At 52.9% G+C, this 21236-nt stretch carries 23 protein-coding genes; 6 read left to right on the top strand and 17 right to left on the bottom strand.

The window, feature by feature from the left end; genetic code table 11:
• Window positions 1-62: 62 nt before the first annotated feature.
• The 7 genes from ugpB to livK form a co-directional block, all read right to left on the bottom strand.
• Window positions 63-1379, bottom strand: a complete 1317-nt coding sequence (gene ugpB / locus D9738_RS19670) for a sn-glycerol-3-phosphate ABC transporter substrate-binding protein UgpB (protein ID WP_130260960.1) — start codon at window positions 1377-1379, stop codon at window positions 63-65.
• A gap of 359 nt (window positions 1380-1738) precedes the next feature.
• On the bottom strand, window positions 1739-2485 hold the full coding sequence (locus D9738_RS19675) for a tetratricopeptide repeat protein (protein ID WP_130260961.1): 747 nt from the start codon (window positions 2483-2485) through the stop codon (window positions 1739-1741).
• 118 nt (window positions 2486-2603) lie between these two features.
• Window positions 2604-3317, bottom strand: a complete 714-nt coding sequence (gene livF, locus D9738_RS19680; RefSeq protein WP_000416891.1) for a high-affinity branched-chain amino acid ABC transporter ATP-binding protein LivF — start codon at window positions 3315-3317, stop codon at window positions 2604-2606.
• A 1-nt stretch (window position 3318) separates the two neighbouring features.
• Window positions 3319-4086, bottom strand: coding sequence for a high-affinity branched-chain amino acid ABC transporter ATP-binding protein LivG (gene livG, locus D9738_RS19685; RefSeq protein ID WP_000082101.1), 768 nt, complete (start codon window positions 4084-4086; stop codon window positions 3319-3321).
• Window positions 4083-5360 carry a branched chain amino acid ABC transporter permease LivM gene (gene livM, locus D9738_RS19690; RefSeq protein ID WP_130260962.1) on the bottom strand — a complete coding sequence of 426 codons (1278 nt, stop codon included), beginning with the start codon at window positions 5358-5360 and terminating at the stop codon, window positions 4083-4085. Before livM ends, livG begins: the two co-directional genes overlap by 4 nt.
• On the bottom strand, window positions 5357-6283 hold the full coding sequence (gene livH / locus D9738_RS19695) for a high-affinity branched-chain amino acid ABC transporter permease LivH (protein ID WP_001295111.1): 927 nt from the start codon (window positions 6281-6283) through the stop codon (window positions 5357-5359). The genes livM and livH overlap by 4 nt, the downstream gene beginning before the upstream one ends.
• A 47-nt stretch (window positions 6284-6330) precedes the next feature.
• A complete protein-coding gene (livK, locus tag D9738_RS19700; RefSeq protein WP_130260963.1) occupies window positions 6331-7440 on the bottom strand; it encodes a high-affinity branched-chain amino acid ABC transporter substrate-binding protein LivK in 1110 nt (369 codons plus the stop codon).
• A gap of 422 nt (window positions 7441-7862) precedes the next feature.
• Between livK and panM the strand changes: the two genes are divergently transcribed.
• On the top strand, window positions 7863-8246 hold the full coding sequence (gene panM, locus D9738_RS19705; RefSeq protein WP_130260964.1) for an aspartate 1-decarboxylase autocleavage activator PanM: 384 nt from the start codon (window positions 7863-7865) through the stop codon (window positions 8244-8246).
• Here panM and ataT read toward each other — a convergent pair.
• The 7 genes from ataT to ftsY all read right to left on the bottom strand — a co-directional run bounded on the left by ataT (window position 8243) and on the right by ftsY (window position 14927).
• Window positions 8243-8770, bottom strand: coding sequence for a type II toxin-antitoxin system toxin acetyltransferase AtaT (gene ataT, locus D9738_RS19710; RefSeq protein WP_130260965.1), 528 nt, complete (start codon window positions 8768-8770; stop codon window positions 8243-8245). The genes panM and ataT overlap by 4 nt on opposite strands.
• Before the next feature lie 6 nt (window positions 8771-8776).
• Window positions 8777-9043, bottom strand: a complete 267-nt coding sequence (gene ataR / locus D9738_RS19715; protein WP_001277106.1) for a type II toxin-antitoxin system antitoxin AtaR — start codon at window positions 9041-9043, stop codon at window positions 8777-8779.
• 149 nt (window positions 9044-9192) lie between these two features.
• Window positions 9193-10296: a branched chain amino acid ABC transporter substrate-binding protein LivJ gene (gene livJ, locus D9738_RS19720; RefSeq protein WP_074399485.1), complete on the bottom strand. Its 1104-nt coding sequence runs from the start codon at window positions 10294-10296 to the stop codon at window positions 9193-9195.
• Between the two features lie 271 nt (window positions 10297-10567).
• Window positions 10568-11422, bottom strand: coding sequence for an RNA polymerase sigma factor RpoH (gene rpoH, locus D9738_RS19725; protein ID WP_000130217.1), 855 nt, complete (start codon window positions 11420-11422; stop codon window positions 10568-10570).
• Between the two features lie 244 nt (window positions 11423-11666).
• Entirely contained in the window at window positions 11667-12725 is a 1059-nt protein-coding gene (ftsX, locus tag D9738_RS19730; RefSeq protein WP_130209080.1) for a permease-like cell division protein FtsX, read from the bottom strand.
• Window positions 12718-13386 (bottom strand): cell division ATP-binding protein FtsE, encoded by a 669-nt coding sequence (gene ftsE, locus D9738_RS19735; RefSeq protein WP_000617723.1) that lies wholly within the window; start codon window positions 13384-13386, stop codon window positions 12718-12720. Before ftsE ends, ftsX begins: the two co-directional genes overlap by 8 nt.
• 2 nt (window positions 13387-13388) lie before the next feature.
• Window positions 13389-14927: a signal recognition particle-docking protein FtsY gene (ftsY, locus tag D9738_RS19740; protein ID WP_130260966.1), complete on the bottom strand. Its 1539-nt coding sequence runs from the start codon at window positions 14925-14927 to the stop codon at window positions 13389-13391.
• A 149-nt stretch (window positions 14928-15076) separates the two neighbouring features.
• On the opposite strand from ftsY, the gene rsmD reads away from it, so the two are divergent.
• Together rsmD and D9738_RS19750 are read left to right on the top strand one after the other, a co-directional pair.
• On the top strand, window positions 15077-15673 hold the full coding sequence (rsmD, locus tag D9738_RS19745; protein ID WP_130209084.1) for a 16S rRNA (guanine(966)-N(2))-methyltransferase: 597 nt from the start codon (window positions 15077-15079) through the stop codon (window positions 15671-15673).
• Window positions 15663-15932, top strand: coding sequence for a DUF1145 family protein (locus tag D9738_RS19750; protein ID WP_130260967.1), 270 nt, complete (start codon window positions 15663-15665; stop codon window positions 15930-15932). Before rsmD ends, D9738_RS19750 begins: the two co-directional genes overlap by 11 nt.
• A gap of 2 nt (window positions 15933-15934) precedes the next feature.
• Here the strand turns inward: D9738_RS19750 and D9738_RS19755 are convergent, their stop codons facing one another.
• The gene (locus tag D9738_RS19755) at window positions 15935-16294 is read right to left on the bottom strand and encodes a DUF2500 domain-containing protein (RefSeq protein WP_130209088.1); all 360 of its coding nucleotides are present in this window, start codon (window positions 16292-16294) and stop codon (window positions 15935-15937) included.
• 141 nt (window positions 16295-16435) lie between these two features.
• Between D9738_RS19755 and D9738_RS19760 the strand changes: the two genes are divergently transcribed.
• Both D9738_RS19760 and zntA read left to right on the top strand, forming a co-directional pair.
• Window positions 16436-17062 carry a lysoplasmalogenase gene (locus tag D9738_RS19760; RefSeq protein ID WP_064527705.1) on the top strand — a complete coding sequence of 209 codons (627 nt, stop codon included), beginning with the start codon at window positions 16436-16438 and terminating at the stop codon, window positions 17060-17062.
• 73 nt (window positions 17063-17135) lie between these two features.
• Window positions 17136-19334 (top strand): Zn(II)/Cd(II)/Pb(II) translocating P-type ATPase ZntA, encoded by a 2199-nt coding sequence (gene zntA / locus D9738_RS19765; RefSeq protein ID WP_130260968.1) that lies wholly within the window; start codon window positions 17136-17138, stop codon window positions 19332-19334.
• A 32-nt stretch (window positions 19335-19366) separates the two neighbouring features.
• Here zntA and D9738_RS19770 read toward each other — a convergent pair whose 3' ends face one another.
• Both D9738_RS19770 and tusA read right to left on the bottom strand, forming a co-directional pair.
• Entirely contained in the window at window positions 19367-19675 is a 309-nt protein-coding gene (locus tag D9738_RS19770) for a hypothetical protein (RefSeq protein ID WP_130260969.1), read from the bottom strand.
• Window positions 19676-20088: 413 nt separating this feature from the next.
• A complete protein-coding gene (gene tusA / locus D9738_RS19775) occupies window positions 20089-20334 on the bottom strand; it encodes a sulfurtransferase TusA (protein WP_000130623.1) in 246 nt (81 codons plus the stop codon).
• A 220-nt stretch (window positions 20335-20554) separates the two neighbouring features.
• On the opposite strand from tusA, the gene D9738_RS19780 reads away from it, so the two are divergent.
• Window positions 20555-21220 carry a 7-cyano-7-deazaguanine/7-aminomethyl-7-deazaguanine transporter gene (locus D9738_RS19780; RefSeq protein ID WP_130209094.1) on the top strand — a complete coding sequence of 222 codons (666 nt, stop codon included), beginning with the start codon at window positions 20555-20557 and terminating at the stop codon, window positions 21218-21220.
• Window positions 21221-21236 lie beyond the last annotated feature (16 nt).

The following is a 21236-nucleotide window of genomic DNA, read 5'->3' on the forward strand; positions in this document are numbered from 1 at the left end:
GCTTATTCTGCCTACACTCGATGGCAGGTCGGATAAGCGAAGCGCACCCGACATTTCACTGGTTAAGACTTCGTCGATTTCTCAAAGCGGCGCAGCAACTGATTCCCACGCTCAACGGCGGTATCCAGCGCCTGCTGTGGCGTCTTCTTACCGGTCCACACGCTTTCCAGTTCTTCATCCACAATCACGCGGATCTGCGGCATGTTGCCCAGACGCAGCCCTTTGGTGAACGGCAACGGCGGCTTGTTCAGCATCTGACGCGTCGCGATATCCGCCCCGGGGTTTTTCTCGTAAAAGCCCTGCTCACGGGTCAGGTCATACGCCGCTTTGGTGATTGGCAGATAACCGGTTTTCTGATGCCACTCGGCAGCGTTTTCTGGCTTCGCGAGGAAGTCGAGGAACTTCGCCACGCCGGTATACGTTTCTTTATCTTTGCCCTGCATCACCCACAGGCTGGCCCCGCCGATAATGGCGTTTTGTGGCGCACCTTTCGCATCGGCGTCGTAAGGCATCATGCCTACGCCGTAGTTGAATTTGGCGTACTCGCGAATGTTGGCAAGAGAACCAGAAGAGGCTGTCGTCATTGCGCAATCACCGTTATAGAACTTCTCGGTGGATTCATCCTTACGCCCGACGTAGCTGAAGTCGCCCTTCTTGTTCATCTCTTCGAGCATGGTGATGTGTTTCACCTGCTCCGGCTTGTTGAATTCAAGCACCGCGTCTGTGCCGTCAAAGCCGTTGTTTTTGCTGGCAAACGGCAGACCGTTCCAGGCGCTAAAGTTTTCCAGTTGGATCCAGCCCTGCCAACCGCTGGCGTAGCCGCAATTCATGCCGGAGGCTTTCAGTTTCGCGGCATAGTCAGCCAGATCCTGCCAGGTTTTCGGCGGCTGTTCCGGGTCTAACCCTGCTTTCTTGAAGGCGTCTTTGTTGTAATAGAGAACGGGAGTCGAGCTGTTGAACGGCTGGGAGAGTAAGTGGCCCGTTTTGCTGTCAGAGTAGTAACCTGAAACCGTCGGCACAAACTGCGACTCATCGAATTGAATCCCCGCCTCTTTAAACACGTCATACACCGGTTTAATGGCTTTCGACGCCATCATGGTGGCGGTACCAACTTCATAAACCTGCAAAATAGCCGGCGCGTTACCGGTACGGAATGCGGCAATCCCCGCGCTTAAATTCTGTTCGTAGTTGCCTTTATAGGTCGGTACAATTTTGTAATCCGGGTTTTCGGCGTTAAAACGTTGGGCCAGAGAGTCCACCTCTTTCCCCAGTTCCCCTTCCATTGAATGCCAGAACGGAATGGTCGTCACTGCCTGCGCATTGCCCATTAACGCCAGTCCGAGCGCCAGTGCTGAAGCTGTATAATGTAACGGTTTCATTGATTATCTCTCTTGTTGTACCGAATGCGCGAATTCACGCGTTTTATGCTCGCGGGGTAACATGACATGCTCGAATTACAGAAAAATAACTCTTTTGTTACATTTTTAAGATAGTAAGGTGTCAGAAAGATGACAAGGCGGTGACGGCGCGGGTGAGGGAAAATGGGAGATGGGGCACGGATATCCCAAGAATGCACTGAAAAGAGGCGATTAACGACCTTCTAATCGCCAGAACGCCTTACCATGAAGAGCAAAAATGGCAGCAAATTCTGCGTCCAGTTTTGCTGCCCGATGAGAAGTACATTTTTCAATTTTAACAATAGATTGCCGCTACACTGGTCTAACGGCAAAGAAGATTTTCATCGCACCACACTCTGCTTCAGCCGTTCATTGGCGGTCTTAATCCATTCCCGGTGGTGTTTTCTATAATGAGGTCTTGAGCGTTTAGCCGTATCAACCACAGCAACATACTGCTCGTTGGCTTCACGTAGTCGACTCATTTTCGCCAGCATTTCCGCATAGTAAATACGCGCCTGCGGGCCGGGGTAATAAGAAACAAGCACCTCAAACTCGCTTTCCGCATCAGCGTATTTTTCCTGGGCGGCTAAGGTTCTGGCGAACAATAAATGCCCGTCTGCCGACTGAAAATCGGGGTTATAACGCATCACATCTTCCAGCGTCTGCTGACAGGCGGCGAACTCCTGGATGGCAAATTGTGCCTGTGCCAGGCTTAACATCATTGCCGCTTCATGGACGAATATCCCGCTTAACGCCTGCTGATAATGGGGAACGGCTTCGTGATAACGCCCAAGGCGCACCAGTTCATTAGCCAACGCATAATGGTTTTGATTAGTCTCGGCAATCGCCAGCTCTTCGGTTAATTTGCGCAGGTGCCGTTCCGGGCTGATTGTGTCCTGCAGACGCATCAGCAAAGTACGCCCGTGACGGTCAGCGCCCGTTTCAGGCAGCATCACCATGACAAAATACGCCACGCAACCAATCACCGGAAAACAGAAGATGATAAAAATCCAGTACCGCTCTTGTCCGGTACGGTAAGCGTGAATACAGCAAAGCAGTTCAAGCATGACAACAACGGCATAATGCATGGGAGCAAACCTTTCCGTGGCAAATAAGTGGTCTGGTTTTAATCCTCCCGGTCTGTTGAAACAAGTCTGTATACGGACGAAGAGCCCGGCAGAACTTGGCTGCCGGGTATTCGATAATTTACCCGCCTAAATATGCACTTCTCACTGCTTCATTCGCCAGCAGCGCGTCGCCAGTATCGGAGAGCACCACATGGCCGTTTTCCAGCACGTAGCCCCGATCCGCCAGTTTTAGCGCCTGGTTGGCGTTCTGCTCGACGAGGAAGATAGTCATCCCCTGCTCGCGCAGCTGCTCGATGGTGTCGAAGATTTGCTGGATGATAATCGGCGCAAGACCGAGCGAGGGCTCATCAAGCAACAACAAACGCGGGTTGCTCATCAGCGCGCGACCAATCGCCAGCATCTGCTGTTCACCGCCGGACATCGTTCCCGCCCGCTGAATACGGCGCTCATGCAGACGTGGAAACAGTTCATACACCCACTTTATGCGCTCCTGAAACTGGTCGCGTTCAGCAAAGAAGCCGCCCATCGCCAGGTTCTCTTCCACCGTCATCCGCGAGAAGACGCGACGCCCTTCTGGGACAATCGCTACTGCTTCGCGCATGATTTTCGCCGTCTGCCAGTCGGTAATGTCTTTATCATCAAACACAATTCGCCCGCTGGTGGCGCGCGGGTCGCCGCATAACGTGCCGAGTAAGGTGGTTTTCCCCGCCCCGTTCGCGCCAATGAGGGTGACAATCTCGCCCTGATTGATATGCAGGCTCACCTCATGTAGCGCCTGGATTTTGCCGTAGTGGGCGCTGACTTTGTCAAAGGACAACATGACTTTTTCCATCTTATGCCTCACCTAAATAGGCACGGATCACGTCCGGGTTATTACGGATTTGCTCCGGCGTACCGTTTGCCAGCGGCGTACCCTGATTGACCACGTAGATTCTGTCTGAAATCCCCATCACCAGCTTCATATCGTGTTCAATCAACAAGATAGTGGTGTTGTGATGGTTACGCAGTTCGGCAATCAGCTCATCCAGCTCTTTCGTCTCTTTCGGGTTAAGACCTGCTGCCGGTTCGTCGAGCATTAAAATCTCCGGCTGCGTCACCATACAGCGGGCGATCTCCAGACGGCGCTGGTCACCGTAGGCCAGGTTACTCGCCTGACGGTTAGCGTGTTCCAGCAAACCAATGCGCTCAAGCCAGGTGGCGGCGCGATCGAGCGCTTCACTCTGGGCGCGACGGAAAGAAGGCGTTTTCAATAGGCCAGAGAACAGCCCGGTTTTCAGTTGCTGATGCTGCGCCACCAGCAGGTTTTCAATTACCGTCATTTCACGGAACAGACGCACATGCTGGAAGGTACGCACCACGCCCATGCGGGCTATTTGCTGGCCGGGCAAACCTTCCAGGTGCTGATCGCGCAGTAAAATGGTGCCGCCAGTGGGTTTGTAGAATCCGGTCAGGCAGTTGAAGACCGTGGTTTTTCCGGCACCGTTAGGGCCGATTAACGAGACGATCTCCTGCGGGTACAGTTCAAGATTGACGTTGTTCACCGCCAGCAGGCCGCCGAAGCGCATCATCAGGCCGTTAACAGATAATAATGGCTGACTCATGCCTGCTCTCCTTTCGCTGCGCCGTTTTTCAGCTTCAGTTGCGGGCGCGTCATGGGCAGCAAGCCCTGCGGGCGCCAGATCATCATCAGCACCATCAAACCACCGAGCATTAACATGCTGTATTCGTTGAAATCACGCATCAACTCGCGCGATACCACCAGCAGAACTGCCGCCAGAATCACCGCGAATTGCGATCCCATACCGCCGAGCACCACTATCGCCAGCACAAACGCCGATTCGGCAAAGGTGAAGGATTCCGGGCTGACAAAGCCCTGACGCGCCGCGAACAGCGTTCCGGCAAAACCGGCAAACGCGGCACTGATGGTAAAGGCAGTCAGCTTGATACGACGCGGACTTAAGCCCAGTGAACGACAGGCTATCTCGTCTTCACGCAACGCTTCCCACGCACGGCCCAGCGGCATCCGCAGTAAGCGGTTAATGACAAACAGGCTTAATACCACCAGCAGCAACGCCACCAGGTAGAGGAAGATAACGCGATCGGAGGGATCGTATTTCAGGCCAAAGAAATTACTGAAGGTGTCCCAGCCGCCTTCACGGGCGGTACGGCTGAACTCAAGGCCGAAGAAAGTCGGTTTCGGGATCTGACTGATACCGTTTGGGCCGCCGGTAATCTCGGTGTTATTGAGCAGCAATATGCGCACAATTTCGCCGAAACCGAGGGTAACGATCGCCAGATAGTCACCGCGCAGACGCAGCACCGGGAAGCCAAGCAGAAAGCCCGCCGCCGCTGCCATTAACCCGGCAATAGGCAGACAGGTCCAGAAGCCAAGACCGTAATAGTGATTGAGCAGCGCAAAGGTGTAAGCGCCGATGGCGTAAAAGCCACCGTAGCCCAGCACCAGCAAGCCGGAAAGCCCCACCACTACGTTCAGCCCGAGGCCGAGGATAATGTAGATCATGGTCAGGGTGGCAATATCCACCGTCCCGCGCGACACCATAAACGGCCACGCCACCGCAAGCACCAGCAGCGCCACGAGGAACAGCTTTTGCTTCACCGTGGAGCCATCAATCGCGGGCAGAATAAACTTCGGCCCGGAAACGCTTTTTAGCCCTTTCTGGAAAGCAGGTCGCACAAGCTGGAAGAAAAAGACCACCGCCGTGCCGATAAACACCCACTCCCAACGGACATCCGAAGCCGTGTCGACCACCAGTTTGGTGCCGTCCAGCTCCAGCTGCACGCCCATAAAGACGCCCGCCAGCACAAAGAACATAGCGGCAGAGAGCAGCGCCATTGCAATATGCATCGGTTTCATACTTTCTCTACCTCCGGACGGCCCAGAATACCGGTCGGCATCACCAGCAGCACCAGAATCAGCAGGGCGAATGAGACCACATCTTTATATTCCGTACTCAGATAGGCAGAAGAGAGCGCCTCCGCAATCCCCAGGATCAGCCCGCCAATCATCGCCCCCGGAATGCTGCCAATCCCGCCGAGCACCGCCGCGGTAAAGGCTTTCATCCCGGCCATAAAGCCGATATAGGGGTTAATGACGCCGTAGAACTGACCGAGCAGTACACCCGCCACCGCCGCCATCGCTGCGCCAATCACAAAGGTCAGCGCAATCACCCGGTCGGTGTTGATGCCAAGCAGGCTCGCCATTTTCAGATCTTCCGCGCAGGCACGACAGGCGCGCCCCATACGGGAATAGCGAATGAAAATCGTCAGCGCCAGCATGGCGAGGAAGGTAACAATCCAAATCACCGCCTGCATGGTGGTAATAGAGGCAGAGAAGTTTTCGCTATGACCCACCACCCACTGACCGTTAAACAGGCTCGGCAGCGCCACGTCGCGCGAACCTTCGGTCAGGCTGACGTAGTTTTGCAGGAAGATGGACATACCGATTGCCGAGATGAGCGCAATCAGGCGCTTAGAATTACGCACCGGGCGATAGGCCACCCGTTCGATACTCCAGCCGTAGGCGCTGGCAATGACGATTGCGCCGACGAATCCCGCCGCCACCAGCAGCCAGCCGGTATCAATGCCCATCATCATCAGTGCGGCGATGATCATAAAGGAGACATAGCTACCAATCATATAAACCTCGCCGTGGGCGAAGTTGATCATGCCGATAATGCCGTAAACCATGGTGTAGCCGATGGCTATCAGCGCGTAGGTACTGCCCAGCGTGACGCCGTTAAACATCTGCTGCAAGAAATACAAAAACTGCTCAGACATAAGGTAACCTTTCTAAACCCGCCCGCATTTCACGGGCGGTGGGATTTTCACTTGGCTGCCGTGGATGAACCGTCGGCGTGCCACTGGAAGACACCAAAATCAAATCCCTTAAGATCGCCTTTTTCATCCCAGTTCAGCGGCCCAATCACGGTGTTTGCACCGTTAGCTTTTAAATCTTTCACCAGCGCCAGCGGCTCATCGCTGCCGGTACGCTCAAGGGCAGTTGCCAGAGATTGCACTGCCGCGTAGGTGATCCAGACATATGGCCCGGATGGATCTTTCTTGTCTGCTTTCAGCGCATCAACGATGCCCTGGTTTGCCGGATCCTGGTCATAGCGTTTTGGCATAGTGACCAACATGCCTTCGGCGGCATCACCGGCAATGTTCGACAGCGATGCGTTACCGACACCTTCCGGCCCCATAAACTGGGTTTTCAGGCCAACGGAACGGGCCTGGCGCAGCATCTGCCCCATTTCCGGGTAGTAACCGCCGTAGTAAACGAAGTCGATGTTTTCTTTTTTCAGGCGGGCGATCAGCGCGGAGAAATCTTTCTCGCCAGCGGTAATACCGTCGAAGAAGACGACGTTGGCGTTAGCCGCTTTCAGCCCGTCCTGCACCGAACGCGCCAGCCCTTCGCCATACTGTTGTTTGTCGTGAATGATGGCGATGCGCTGGGGCTTCACCGTCTCAAGAATGTATTTTGCCGCCGTTGGCCCCTGGGAAGAGTCCAGCCCGGCAGTACGCATGATGTGTTGATAACCGCGTTGGGTCAGCTCCGGATTGGTCGCTCCCGGCGAGATCATCAGAATACCTTCGTCTTCGTAGATATCTGATGCAGGTTGGGTAGAAGAAGAACACAGATGACCAATAACGTATTTAATGCCGTCATTAACGATTTTGTTGGCGACCGCAACGGCTTGTTTCGGGTCACAGGCATCGTCATATTCCACGCCAACCAGCTTATCGCCCTTAATTCCCCCTTTGGCATTGATGTCTTTGATTGCCTGACGCGCGCCGTTAAATTCCATATCGCCCCACTGGGCAACCGGGCCGGACATCGCGCCGACAACGGCAACTTTAATATCGTCGGCCAACGCGGTGTGTGATATTGCCAGTGCAATCATCCCTGCGATGATAGTTTTCGCATTCCGTTTCATTATTCAAAATCCCCACTCGTAATGTTGTGCTGCTTTGTTTTTATGTATTCAGAAATCAGACTGTTCTTTTTTATACTGCACTGTTTTTACCTGTCTGATTAAGGGTTTAGCGCAGTATATTGTGATAATAGCGATTAAAATCCCTATTTTTCAGTCGATTAAGAACAGATAATATTCTGAATATGTTGATAGATAAACAGAAAAAAGCGTCGTTGTCAGCATAAAATAACGGCATAAAGGGCGGAACAATTCACTACCCATCAGGGGATTATGCTGGACAATTTTCATTCTCTAATGTTTTTAATTTGTAATTATTGCTGAAAAAAAATTAATCACCTGCCAAAAGAAATAAAAAAGAGAAAGCCTCCGATTAAATTATTTCGCTACACTGGTTCCACTTTTGTGATTTACACGGGTTACCCATGAAGCTGACCATCATTCGATTAGAAAACTTTAGCGACCAGGACCGGATTGACCTGCAAAAGATCTGGCCGGAGTATTCCCCTTCCTCTTTACAGATTGACGATAACCACCGTATCTACGCCGCGCGTTTTAACGAGCGTCTGCTCGCGGCCGTGCGGGTAACCTTAAGCGGCACCGAGGGAGCACTGGATTCCCTGCGCGTGCGGGAAGTCACCCGGCGTCGCGGTGTAGGGCAATATCTGCTGGAAGAGGTTTTGCGTAACAATCCTGGCGTTTCAGGCTGGTGGATGGCGGATGCTGGCGTGGAAGATCGCGGCGTGATGACAGCGTTTATGCAGGCACTGGGGTTTACGTCACAACTGGGCGGCTGGGAGAAGCGTTAATCGCTCTGTGTAAAAAGCAGTTCAATGGATTTAGTTGGGAAAAATAACGCATTTTCGTTTTCTCCGACCAACGGGATAAAGCCCAGCGACCGATAAAACGTATGGGCTTTTTCATTCAGCGCCTCGACAAAAAGACCGTGAATACCTACCGCTAAAGAGGCTGACCAGACGACTTTCATGGCATGAGCAACCAATGTTGCTCCCCATCCCTGCCCCTGTAATGAACGATCAATTGCCAGACGCCCAAGAGTGACGCTGGGAATATTTTTGTAGGGAATTTTTTTCTGTTTCGATTTCGAGGGCAATGCGGCTCGTTCAAAACAACTGCCGGATAATGTGTAATATCCCAGCACCTGACGTTCTGGAGTGTTGCGACAAAGGATATACGCTCGCAGAATTTTATTGCGATGTTGACGAACCAGATGTGTCGTCAGAAAGAGATTTAACGCTTCCTCGCCGCAGTCGAATCGCTGTAGATCATAATCTGCATCATCGGTCAGAATCTCTATCGTCAGATCATCCATAAATTATTACATTCCCTGAAGACGTTTTGCCGCGCGTTTTAGCTTTTCACCTGGCGACGGGGGATTACTCAGCGCATCCATCACCCGCGTCCAGGATTCCTCATTGAGGATCATCCGCCGATGCTGTTCAATCACTTCCGCAGCCCGCTGTGAAGCGCTGTTCAACATAAATTGGCTGACGGACTGATTAGATATCGCTGCCGCTTCCTCAATCATACTTTTATCATCGTCAGTTAAACGCAGATCGATACGCTGCTTTTTAACAGCAGACATGTGAACTCTCCTGCTCCGTATAATATGTACGGCACATCACCGTACAATAAGCATATCCTGGATTGTTTAATCTTTCTACAACCATTTCGACAAACACAAAAAAACCCGATAGCCGTTAAGCGCATCGGGCATTTTCATTTATCTATCTGTTACTTCGCATCGGTCGCCGTGCCATTGGCGTGCCAGTCAAATACGCCGAACTCAAAACCTTTCAGGTCGCCTTTCTCATCCCAGGTCAGTGGTCCCATCACGGTATCAACCGAGTTCGCTTTCAGGTATTTAGCGATCTCAGCCGGATCATCTGACTGATTCAGGCCCGCCTGCAAAGATTGCAGCGCGGCGTAGGTGGTCCAGACGAACGCTCCGCTTGGATCCTGTTTTTTCGCTTTGATCGCGTCAACAATCGGTTTGTTCGCCGGAACCTGATCGTAGTTCTTCGGCTTGGTCACCAGCAGCCCTTCCGCTGACTCGCCCGCGATATTAGACAGCGAGACGTTAGCCACGCCTTCCGGCCCCATAAACTGAGTTTTCAGCCCTGCCGCGCGTGCCTGACGCAGGATTTGCCCCATTTCCGGGTGGTAGCCGCCGTAGTAAACGAAGTCGATATTCTCTTTCTTCAGACGCGCCACCAGCGTTGAGAAATCTTTTTCCCCAGCGGTGATGCCATCAAAGAACACCACGTTAGCATTGCCTTTCTTCAGGCCGTCCTGCACCGCACGCGCCAGACCTTCACCGTACTGTTGTTTGTCGTGGACGATAGCAATACGCTGCGGTTTCACTTTCTCAAGAATATATTTCGCCGCCGTCGGTCCCTGGTCGGAGTCCAGGCCGGTGGTGCGCATAATCAACTTATAGCCGCGCGCGGTCAGCTCTGGCGCGGTTGCCGCTGGGGTGATCATTAAAATGCCTTCGTCTTCGTAGATGTCAGACGCTGGCTGCGTTGATGAAGAACAGAGGTGACCAATCACGTATTTAATGCCATCGTTAACGACTTTGTTCGCCACCGCGACCGCTTGTTTCGGGTCACAGGCATCGTCATATTTTACGATTTGCAGTTTGTTGCCTTTGATACCGCCTTTAGCGTTGATATCTGCAACCGCCTGCTCTGCGCCAGTAAACTCCTGGTCACCGTACTGGGCCACCGGACCAGACATCGCGCCCACGACCGCAACTTTAATATCTTCCGCCAGAGCCATATTGCTGAATGCCAGCGCGATACATCCTGCCAGTAACGCTTTACCCTTTATATTCATCCTGAGAATCCCCATTCTTCTGGTTATTACGTGTGTTGTGATGTTGTTATTCAGCACTTTATTTCGTTTTATGCATGGCTACCCGTGCTTTAGCAGCATACTCTGCTAAAACATACCCGATTTTTATGATATTGGAATAGCTATTTTGACAGTTTATTAACAATCTGCGTGGGGATTGGCGTTTTGCCGGAGGGGGAAATTGATTATTGCAGAGGCCCAAAAAACAAAAACCCCGGACTCTCATCCAGGGTTCTCTGCTTAACAGCGGAAATTACGCTTCAATAGCAGCGCGAAGTTTTTTCATCGCGTTCTTTTCCAGCTGACGCACACGCTCAGCGGAAACACCGTAACGGTCAGCCAGTTCCTGCAACGTGGACTTGTTGTCTTCGTCCAGCCAGCGCGCGCGGATGATGTCCTGGCTACGCTCGTCCAGACCTTGCATCGCATCGGTCAGGCGGTTTGCCGCCTGCTCTTCCCAGTTATCATCTTCAATGCCGTCGGCAAAGTTGGATGATTTATCCTGCAGATAGAGCACCGGAGCCATCGGCTGGCTATCGGAATCGTCGTCGGAAGACAGGTCAAAGGTCATGTCCTGCGCTGCCATACGTGACTCCATCTCACGCACGTCTTTGCTGGTTACGCCCAGTTCACGGGCCACCATTTCGACTTCGTCCTGGTTAAACCAGCCCAGACGCTGCTTGGTTTTACGCAGGTTGAAGAACAGTTTGCGTTGCGCTTTGGTGGTCGCAACTTTGACGATACGCCAGTTACGCAGAACGTATTCGTGGATCTCTGCTTTGATCCAGTGAACGGCGAAGGAGACCAGGCGCACACCCACTTCCGGGTTAAAACGGCGCACTGCTTTCATCAGGCCGATGTTACCTTCCTGAATCAAATCCGCCTGTGGCAGGCCATAGCCCGCATAATTACGAGCAATATGAACAACAAACCGCAGGTGAGACAGGATCAGCGTTTTAGCTGCTTCCAGATCGCCATGGTAATGCAGCTTTTCAGCCAGCGCCCGCTCCTCGTCAGCCGACAACATCGGCCACGCGTTAGCTGCCCGGATGTAGGAATCCAGGTTGCCAACAGGGGCTAAAGCTAAACTTTGCATTTTGTCAGTCATTCAAATCCTCTCAATCGATATCTTCTGGCGCCTCAGTGGTAGCAACAACTGTGCCAGAGCTTAAGAGCAATGAGGTTATCATTCACTGTTTTATCAGACCGTGATTTTATCCACAAGTTCAATGCAACGCTGTGAATAAATTACGCACAAAATGTGACATAGAGATGAAATACCGGGAAGAGACAACGGGGTCTCTTTCCCTGCTACGGAACCCATTGCAGGGAAAGAGTATAACACGCTTTTATTATTCAGGCGTAAAATGGCGTAAATGTTGTACCGTGGCAAGCCAGGCTGCCACCCAGCCAATCATCGAACACACCAGCAGCAAAAGCAGACATTCATCGAAAGATAAGCCATTGATATCAAACTTAGTTCCGAAAACCTGCGCCACTTCCGCCACCGCTGACGACAAACGCAGTACCAGAATTTCTGACAAAATTAATGACAACAATGCGCCAGAAAATCCCAGCAGCGCACCGCCGTACAGGAACGGGCGAAGGATGAAACCATCCGTCGCACCAATCAGTTTCTGCACGTTGATGGAGTCACGGCGAGCAAAGATGCTCAGACGTACGCTGTTGCCGATGACGAGGAACACGGCCGCCACCATCAACACGCCGATCATCGCCGAAACGCGCCCGACCAGCCCGGTCAACGCCGCCAGACGGGCAAACCAGCTGTCATCCATCCGCACTTCGTCAATGCCGTTAATCTGAGTGATTCGATCGCGCAGCGTATTCAGTGACTCCGTCCCCTGAAAATCGAGTTTCGGGATCACCACCGCTACTGCCGGAAGCGGGTTTTCCTCCAGCATATCCAGCGCGCCGCCAAAGCCAGACCAGTTACGGAACTCGCCCAGTGCGTCTTCACGAGAAAGATAGTTCACTTTCTCCACGCCCTGCTCGGCCTGTAGCTGCGCCACTACGCCTGCTGCGGCGTCATCATCCAGTGTTTTTTGTAGATAAACGGTGATTTGTGGTGACGGATAATACTGCGTCGCCGCCTGGTTAACGTTTTTGTACACCATATAACAGACGCTTGGCAGCGTCAGGGAGATGGCGATGACCATCACGGTTAGAAACGTGGCGAACGGTTTGCTTTTCAGATCCTGCAAAGCGCCGTGGAACGCATAGCGCACCTGTTCGTTGAAAACGTTGGTTTTGCGATTTGCCGGTTTTGGCGAGGACTTCGCGCGTTTCGGCGCGTTACGCCCCCCGTCGCCAGAGCCGCCAGCCGATTTACGGAAGCGATCAAGACGCCCGCCAAACTGCCGGATATGATTGATTGCATCGCGCTTATTCATGGCCCACGCCTCCATGCAAGTGACCATCGCTCAGGGTGAGCATGCGATAGGAACGTCGTGAAATCAGGTTGATGTCGTGTGTAGCCATCAATACTGTTACCCCAACGCGATTAAACTCTTCAAACAGACGTAAAATCCCTTCTGACAGCGCATCATCCAGGTTACCGGTCGGTTCGTCCGCCAGCAGTACCGCAGGTTTGTTCACCACCGCGCGGGCAATGCCAACGCGCTGCTGTTCACCGCCAGAAAGCTGTATTGGAAAGTTTTTCGCTTTGTCCAGTAGCCCGACTTTGTCCAGCGCCGCCGATACACGGCGACGAATATCGTCACCGCTGGCACCGGCGATAATCAACGGGATCGCCACGTTATCATAGACAGTACGGTCCATCAGTAGATGGTGATCCTGGAAAATCATGCCGATCTGGCGGCGCAGAAACGGAACTTCACGGTTTTTCAGACGCGTGATGTCATGGCCGCTAAACCAGATTTTCCCGGCGCTTGGCCGCTCAATCCCACAGATCAGCTTCAGGAGGGTACTTTTCCCTGCACCGGAATGACCGGTCAGAAACGCCATCTCACCCGGCTGCATATGAAACGTAACGCCCTGCAGCGCCTGTCTCCCACCGAGATAAGCCTTGCTGACATGTTCAAAGCGAATCATTGTTAATCCTCTCGGGCAAAAAGTGCCTCTATAAAGTCGTCCGCCTTAAACGGACGCAAATCCTCAATACGTTCGCCGACACCAATATAGCGGATAGGAATACCAAACTGGTCAGCCACCGAGAAAATTACCCCGCCTTTCGCCGTGCCGTCCAGTTTCGTTAACGTGATGCCGGTTAAGCCAACCGCTTCGTGGAACAATTTGGCCTGGCTTACCGCATTCTGCCCGGTGCTGGCATCGATAGTCAGCATAACTTCATGCGGGGCTTCAACGTCGAGTTTCTTCATCACGCGGACGATTTTCTTCAGCTCTTCCATCAGGTGCGATTTGTTCTGCAAGCGTCCGGCGGTATCGGCAATCAGAACGTCAACATTACGCGCCTTCGCAGCCTGAATGGCGTCGAAGATAACAGAGGCGGAATCCGCACCAGTATGCTGGGCAATCACCGGGATATTGTTGCGCTGACCCCAGACCTGAAGCTGCTCAACCGCTGCCGCACGGAAAGTATCGCCCGCCGCCAGCATCACCGATTTACCTTGCTGTTCAAACTGACGCGCCAGCTTGCCAATCGTCGTGGTTTTCCCCACGCCATTGACGCCGACCATCAGGATCACAAACGGCGCTTTGCCTTCGACGTTCAGTGGTTCATCGACTTTCGCCAGAATCTCGCCCATCTCTTCTTTCAGCAGGCCATAGAGCGCCTCGGCGTCACGAAGCTGCTTGCGGGATGCGCCTTCTGTCAGATTGGTGATGATTTTACGCGTGGTTTCCACACCCACATCGGCGATCAAAAGCTGCTCTTCCAGCTCCTCAAACAGATCATCGTCGATTTTTTTACCGCGGAACAGGCTGATAAATCCGGAACCGAGATTTTCTTTGGTTTTTAACAGGCTGCGTTTCAGGCGCGCGAAGAAACCTTCTTTGGTCGGTTTTTCTTGCTCCTGGGCAATTTCTTCCACCGGCTGCTCTTCTTCTGCCGGAGGAACCACCATCACCGCCTCTTCTGCCGCTTCGGCAGCCAGCGCCTGTGCTTCCAGCTCTTCGTCGGTGATTTCTTCTTTAGCCGCTTCTTCTTGCGCCGCTTCGACAATCTCCACGGTTTCCGCTTCTGCCTGCCATTCTTCTGGCGAAACCTCTTCGGCGTTGACGTCTTCCGGCAACGGCAGCTCTTCACGCTCGATAGCCACTGGCTCCGGCGTGACTTCAGGTTCAACTACCGGTGCTGGCGATTCTTCCACTACGAGTTCTGGCTGCGCACTGGCTTCCGCTTCGACAACAGCGTCAGGCTGCACTTTCTCGCTTTCGGCAACCTGTTCCGTCACTTCCACCACTTCGGCAGCAAAAGTTTCCGCCTCGGCTTCAGTATGGGACTGCGGCAACTCCTCAACAGGTTGTTCAGCAACCTTCGCAGGCTCTTCTGCCTGGACAGTTTCTTCTACAACCGATTGATCATTTTGGACTTCTGTCTCTTTTTCCGGGGTCTGCTCTTTTTGACCAAAGCCCAGCCAGGAAAAAAAGCCACGTTTTTTTTCTTTCGCCATCTGCGACTACACTCCTCGCTGTTGCTTCATGGCACAGCGTTAACGCTATGTACATAGCAGCTAAAAAAATGATGAAATAGTCTATCACTTAACTGAATACACATCACCGCCTGCAATTATGTGTTATCTGGCGGATTGAGCAATTTATCATGAAAAAACCGAATCATTCCGGTAGCGGCCAAATCCGCATTATTGGCGGGCAGTGGCGAGGCCGTAAACTCCCGGTTCCGGACAGCCCAGGCCTGCGCCCCACCACCGATCGCGTGCGCGAAACGTTATTTAACTGGCTGGCTCCGGTTATCGTCGATGCGCAATGTCTGGATTGCTTCGCCGGTAGCGGCGCGCTGGGGCTGGAAGCCTTGTCTCGCTACGCTGCGGGCGCCACGCTGATTGAGATGGATCGTGCGGTGCATCAGCAATTAATCAAGAATCTGGCAACCCTGAAAGCAGATAATGCGCGGGTGGTTAACAGCAATGCAATGTCATTCCTGGCGCAAAAAGGCACACCGCATAATATCGTGTTTGTCGATCCGCCATTCCGCCGAGGCTTGTTGGAAGAAACCATTAATTTACTGGAAGACAACGGCTGGCTGGCTGACGAAGCCTGGATATATGTCGAGAGTGAAGTCGAAAACGGTCTGCCCACTGTTCCGGCAAACTGGTCGTTATATCGGGAAAAAGTGGCGGGTCAAGTTGCTTATCGGTTGTATCAGCGTGAAACACAAGGAGAAAGTGATGCTGATTAATATTGGACGTTTGTTAATGCTTTGCGTATGGGGATTTTTAATCCTCAATATTGTTCAGCCATTTCCGCGACCGCTGAATATTTTCGTTAACGTGGCGCTGATTTTTACCGTGCTGATGCATGGTATGCAGCTGGCGCTATTGAAATCCACTTTGCCGAAGGATGGTCCGCAGCTAAGCAGTGCCGAAAAGGTGCGTATTTTCCTTTTCGGCGTGTTTGAACTGCTGGCCTGGCAGAAGAAATTTAAAGTTAAAAAATAACCTTATTCTTCGCCAGCAAAGCTGACAAAACGCGTGCCTTTATAGCTCAGCGTACCTTTATCACCCACTGTCAGGGCGTGGTACTGCTGGGCATCTAGACGGAACGTCTGCTCCAGTCCACCGCTTTGCGGTTTGAAGCTTGCCTCATAGCGCACACTGGTGCCAGCGGGAGTCACTTCCTGCTGGCGCGAACGGCGATCGTTAATTGGTTTTTCCCGCTTGTTACTCACCACCACCAGCTTTTGCTGGAGCGGTGCCATATCATTATCAACTTTTTCCCGCCGCTGCTGCATAAAGCGAAACGATGCAGCGACAACAATTAAGCCAATGATAACAATAAAGAAAAGAGGTGGTTTACTCATCTTTGTACCTTATCGGAAAATGCGGAAATAAGCATACCCTGCCCGTTATGGTGTTGTCATCTGTCCGCCCTCGCCACTAAACTGAATAGCAAGACTGTAGGCATTCCGCTTACTAAATAATAACGAATTCAAGGAACTAAGATGCTTTGGTCGTTTATCGCTGTCTGTCTTTCCGCATGGCTATCTGTGGATGCCTCCTATCGTGGTTCAACCTGGCAACGCTGGGTGTTTAAACCGTTAACTCTTCTTCTCCTGCTGTTGCTGGCCTGGCAAGCGCCGATGTTCGACGCCATTAGCTATCTGGTACTGGCGGGGCTATGTGCGTCGCTGCTGGGCGATGCGCTAACGCTATTACCACGTCAGCGTCTGATGTACGCCATTGGCGCATTTTTCCTCTCGCACCTGCTGTACACCATCTATTTTGCCAGCCAGATGACGCTCTCTTTCTTCTGGCCATTGCCGCTGGTGCTGCTGGTACTGGGCGCGCTGTTGCTGGCCATTATCTGGACACGCCTGGAAGAGTTACGCTGGCCCATTTGTACCTTTGTCGGTATGACGCTGGTGATGGTGTGGCTGGCAGGCGAACTGTGGTTCTTCCGCCCGACCGCTCCGGCGCTCTCTGCGTTTGTCGGCGCTTCGTTACTGTTTATCAGCAACTTTGTCTGGCTGGGTAGCCACTATCGCCGCCGCTTCCGGGCCGATAACGCGATTGCTGCTGCCTGCTACTTTGCTGGTCACTTCCTCATCGTCCGCTCGCTGTATCTCTGATAAAACTTGACTCTGGAGTCGACTCCAGAGTGTATCCTTCGGTTAATGAGAAAAAACTTAACCGGAGGATGCCATGTCGACTCCTGACAATCTCGGCAAGAAAGCCCCTCAATTTGCTGCGTTCAAACCGCTAACACCAGTAAAGAACGCCAACGACTGTTGCTGCGACGGCGCATGTTCCAGTACGCCCCCCCTTTCTGAAAACGTCTCCGGCAACCGCTATAGCTGGAAAGTCAGCGGCATGGACTGTGCTGCCTGTGCGCGCAAGGTAGAAAATGCCGTGCGCCAGCTTGCAGGCGTGAATCAGGTGCAGGTGTTGTTCGCCACCGAGAAGCTGGTGGTTGATGCCGACAATGACATCCGTGCACAAGTTGAATCTGCGGTGCAAAAAGCAGGCTATTCCCTGCGCGATGAACAGGCCGCCGACGAACCGCAAGCATCACGCCTGAAAGAGAATCTGCCGCTGATTACGCTTATCGTGATGATGGCAATCAGTTGGGGACTGGAGCAGTTCAATCATCCGTTTGGTCAACTGGCGTTTATCGCGACCACGCTGGTTGGGCTGTACCCAATTGCTCGTCAGGCATTACGGCTGATCAAATCCGGCAGTTACTTTGCTATTGAAACGTTAATGAGCGTAGCCGCCATTGGTGCGCTGTTTATTGGCGCAACGGCTGAAGCTGCGATGGTGTTGCTGCTGTTTTTGATTGGCGAACGACTGGAAGGCTGGGCCGCCAGCCGCGCACGTCAGGGCGTTAGCGCGTTAATGGCGTTGAAACCAGAAACCGCCACGCGCCTGCGTAACGGTGAGCGGGAAGAGGTGGCGATCAATAGCCTGCGCCCTGGCGATGTGATTGAAGTTGCGGCAGGTGGGCGTTTGCCTGCCGACGGTAAACTGCTCTCACCGTTTGCCAGTTTTGATGAAAGCGCCCTGACCGGAGAATCCATTCCGGTGGAGCGCGCAACGGGCGATAAAGTTCCTGCAGGCGCCACCAGCGTAGACCGTCTGGTGACACTGGAAGTGCTGTCAGAACCGGGTGCCAGCGCCATTGACCGGATTCTGAAACTGATCGAAGAAGCCGAAGAGCGCCGCGCGCCCATTGAGCGGTTTATCGACCGTTTCAGCCGTATCTATACGCCCGCGATTATGGCCGTCGCTCTGTTGGTAACGCTGGTTCCGCCGCTGCTGTTTGCCGCAAGCTGGCAGGAGTGGATTTATAAAGGTCTGACGCTGCTACTGATTGGTTGCCCGTGTGCGTTAGTTATCTCCACGCCCGCGGCAATTACTTCCGGGCTGGCGGCGGCGGCACGTCGAGGGGCATTGATTAAAGGTGGCGCGGCACTGGAACAGCTAGGTCGCGTTACCCAGGTGGCGTTTGATAAAACCGGAACGCTGACCGTCGGGAAACCACGCGTTACCGCCATCCATCCGGCAACGGGTATTAGCGAATCTGAACTGCTGACACTGGCGGCGGCGGTCGAGCAAGGCGCAACGCATCCACTTGCGCAAGCCATAGTTCGTGAAGCGCAGGTCGCTGCACTCGCCATTCCCGCCGCCGAGTCACAGCGGGCGCTGGTCGGGTCCGGCATTGAAGCGCAGGTTAACGGTGAGCGCGTATTGATTTGCGCTGCCGGAAAACATCCTGCTGATGCATTCGCCGGTTTGATTAATGAACTGGAAAGCGCCGGGCAAACGGTAGTGCTGGTGGTACGTAACGATGACGTGCTGGGTGTCATTGCATTGCAGGACACCCTGCGCGCCGATGCCGCAACTGCTATCAATGAACTGAACGCGCTGGGCGTCAAAGGGGTGATCCTCACTGGCGATAATCCACGCGCAGCGGCGGCAATCGCCGGGGAACTGGGGCTGGAATTTAAAGCGGGCCTGTTGCCGGAAGATAAAGTCAAAGCGGTGACCGAGCTGAATCAACATGCGCCGCTGGCAATGGTCGGTGACGGTATTAACGACGCGCCAGCAATGAAAGCTGCCGCCATCGGGATTGCAATGGGTAGCGGCACAGACGTGGCGCTGGAAACCGCCGATGCAGCGTTAACCCATAACCACCTGCGCGGTCTGGTGCAAATGATTGAACTGGCGCGCGCCACTCACGCCAATATCCGCCAGAACATCACCATTGCGCTGGGGCTGAAAGGCGTTTTCCTCATCACTACGCTATTAGGGATGACCGGCCTGTGGCTGGCAGTGCTGGCAGATACGGGGGCGACGGTGCTGGTAACGGCGAATGCATTAAGGTTGTTGCGCAGGAGATAAAGGTGTTGCCTGATAGCCTCTGGCTATCAGGCTTAGTGCTGAGGCGGGAACGGCGGCATGGTCAGAATAGCGTAATATAGCGCTAACATCAGAATGACTGAGATAACACAGCATGCAGCAACCAGGCGGGATGCTAATGATGGCCTTTTGAACATCAACCACATGGCATAAGCAAGCCCGACACCACTAAGTAAAGGTAAAAAAATCATTAACCAGAGCCAACCACAGGCAAGTACCCCCAGCCATCCCCCCATGATGATAAAAACAGGCATCAGCCAATTGGGGGCGAACATCGCCAGCAATACCAGCAATGCCAGACAAACTGGAATTAAATAATCCATTTGTGCATTCCATTACTATTGCGTGCCGGATGCGGCGTGAACGCCTTATCTGGCCTACACAGAGCATCGAACTCGTAGGCATGATAAGACGCGGCAGCGTCGCATCAGGCATTGTGCACCGTATCGCAGATGCAGCTTGAACGCTTTATCCGGCCTACACAGGGCATCGAACTCATAGGCATGATAAGATGCGGCTGCGTCGCATCAGGCATTGCGCACCACCGCCGGATGCGGCGTGAACGCCTTATCCGGCCTACACAAGGCATCGAACTCGTAGGCATGATAAGACGCGACAGCGTCGCATCAGGCATTGCGCACCGTATCGCCAGATGCTGCTTGAACGTTTTATCCGTCCTACAAACCCGTTGCAAACCGCAAAATTGAGCGCGATCGGTCCGCTAGCCTGCTCCACCTTAACCCGATTTGCGAATCAAATAACGATAAGGCAAGCCATCCGTCTCTTTAGCAACCAGTTCGTGTTCCATAAAGGTACAAAACCCAGGAATATCGCGAGTCGTCGCCGGATCATCAGCAATAATCAGCAACGTTTCGCCAGGCTGCATATTGCGCACGGTTTTGCGCACCATCATCACCGGTTCCGGGCAGCGCAGGCCAAGCGCGTCGAGTGTGTGGTCAGGGCTGGAAAAGAGATCGGTCATTTTCTTCTCATCACATAAAAAAACGGCGCTAGTTTACGCTCTGTGAGTCCGTAAGCAAACCAGGTTAACGATTGCGTGAAAATTAACCATTGCATTGTCAACGTAAAGCAGTATCATGCGGCGGCTCGAAAAAAGGGTAAGCACGTTATTATGTTAAGGTAACAGACGTGTCGTACGTATTGGGTTCCCTCACCCCAATGGCTAATCAAAAAGGTACAATATGAACGTTTCCTCACAAACTCAACGCTATAAGGCGTTGTTCTGGTTATCGTTATTTCATCTGCTGGTGATCACCTCCAGTAACTATCTGGTTCAGCTTCCTGTCTCCATTTTTGGTTTTCATACCACCTGGGGCGCGTTTAGCTTTCCGTTTATTTTTCTTGCTACCGACCTGACCGTGCGTATTTTTGGCGCACCGCTGGCCCGTCGTATCATCTTTGCGGTGATGATCCCTGCGTTATTGATCTCCTATGTCATCTCGTCGCTGTTCTATATGGGTTCATGGCAGGGATTCGGCGCTCTCGCCCACTTCAACCTGTTTGTCGCCCGTATCGCTGCCGCCAGTTTTATGGCCTACGCACTGGGGCAGATCCTCGACGTGCATGTATTTAACCGCCTGCGCCAGAATCGCCGCTGGTGGCTGGCACCGACGGCGTCCACACTGTTCGGTAACGTCAGTGACACACTGGCCTTCTTCTTCATTGCTTTCTGGCGTAGTCCGGATGCCTTTATGGCCGAACACTGGATGGAAATCGCGCTGGTTGATTACTGTTTCAAAGTGTTAATCAGCATCGTTTTTTTCCTGCCAATGTATGGCGTATTACTCAATATGCTATTGAAAAGACTGGCAGATAAATCCGAAATCAACGCTTTGCAGGCCAGTTAAAGGTTCGTTATCAGAC

Source organism: Escherichia sp. E10V5, from assembly GCF_004212315.1.
Taxonomy (GTDB): domain Bacteria; phylum Pseudomonadota; class Gammaproteobacteria; order Enterobacterales; family Enterobacteriaceae; genus Escherichia.

Bases quoted from the DNA above. Each gene is read 5' to 3' on its own strand.
- ugpB (WP_130260960.1), bottom strand. From the start codon at position 1,379: ATGAAACCGTTACATTATACAGCTTCAGCACTGGCGCTCGGACTGGCG.
- D9738_RS19675 (WP_130260961.1), bottom strand. From the start codon at position 2,485: ATGCATTATGCCGTTGTTGTCATGCTTGAACTGCTTTGCTGTATTCAC.
- livF (WP_000416891.1), bottom strand. From the start codon at position 3,317: ATGGAAAAAGTCATGTTGTCCTTTGACAAAGTCAGCGCCCACTACGGC.
- livG (WP_000082101.1), bottom strand. From the start codon at position 4,086: ATGAGTCAGCCATTATTATCTGTTAACGGCCTGATGATGCGCTTCGGC.
- livM (WP_130260962.1), bottom strand. From the start codon at position 5,360: ATGAAACCGATGCATATTGCAATGGCGCTGCTCTCTGCCGCTATGTTC.
- livH (WP_001295111.1), bottom strand. From the start codon at position 6,283: ATGTCTGAGCAGTTTTTGTATTTCTTGCAGCAGATGTTTAACGGCGTC.
- livK (WP_130260963.1), bottom strand. From the start codon at position 7,440: ATGAAACGGAATGCGAAAACTATCATCGCAGGGATGATTGCACTGGCA.
- panM (WP_130260964.1), top strand. From the start codon at position 7,863: ATGAAGCTGACCATCATTCGATTAGAAAACTTTAGCGACCAGGACCGG.
- ataT (WP_130260965.1), bottom strand. From the start codon at position 8,770: ATGGATGATCTGACGATAGAGATTCTGACCGATGATGCAGATTATGAT.
- ataR (WP_001277106.1), bottom strand. From the start codon at position 9,043: ATGTCTGCTGTTAAAAAGCAGCGTATCGATCTGCGTTTAACTGACGAT.
- livJ (WP_074399485.1), bottom strand. From the start codon at position 10,296: ATGAATATAAAGGGTAAAGCGTTACTGGCAGGATGTATCGCGCTGGCA.
- rpoH (WP_000130217.1), bottom strand. From the start codon at position 11,422: ATGACTGACAAAATGCAAAGTTTAGCTTTAGCCCCTGTTGGCAACCTG.
- ftsX (WP_130209080.1), bottom strand. From the start codon at position 12,725: ATGAATAAGCGCGATGCAATCAATCATATCCGGCAGTTTGGCGGGCGT.
- ftsE (WP_000617723.1), bottom strand. From the start codon at position 13,386: ATGATTCGCTTTGAACATGTCAGCAAGGCTTATCTCGGTGGGAGACAG.
- ftsY (WP_130260966.1), bottom strand. From the start codon at position 14,927: ATGGCGAAAGAAAAAAAACGTGGCTTTTTTTCCTGGCTGGGCTTTGGT.
- rsmD (WP_130209084.1), top strand. From the start codon at position 15,077: ATGAAAAAACCGAATCATTCCGGTAGCGGCCAAATCCGCATTATTGGC.
- D9738_RS19750 (WP_130260967.1), top strand. From the start codon at position 15,663: ATGCTGATTAATATTGGACGTTTGTTAATGCTTTGCGTATGGGGATTT.
- D9738_RS19755 (WP_130209088.1), bottom strand. From the start codon at position 16,294: ATGAGTAAACCACCTCTTTTCTTTATTGTTATCATTGGCTTAATTGTT.
- D9738_RS19760 (WP_064527705.1), top strand. From the start codon at position 16,436: ATGCTTTGGTCGTTTATCGCTGTCTGTCTTTCCGCATGGCTATCTGTG.
- zntA (WP_130260968.1), top strand. From the start codon at position 17,136: ATGTCGACTCCTGACAATCTCGGCAAGAAAGCCCCTCAATTTGCTGCG.
- D9738_RS19770 (WP_130260969.1), bottom strand. From the start codon at position 19,675: ATGGATTATTTAATTCCAGTTTGTCTGGCATTGCTGGTATTGCTGGCG.
- tusA (WP_000130623.1), bottom strand. From the start codon at position 20,334: ATGACCGATCTCTTTTCCAGCCCTGACCACACACTCGACGCGCTTGGC.
- D9738_RS19780 (WP_130209094.1), top strand. From the start codon at position 20,555: ATGAACGTTTCCTCACAAACTCAACGCTATAAGGCGTTGTTCTGGTTA.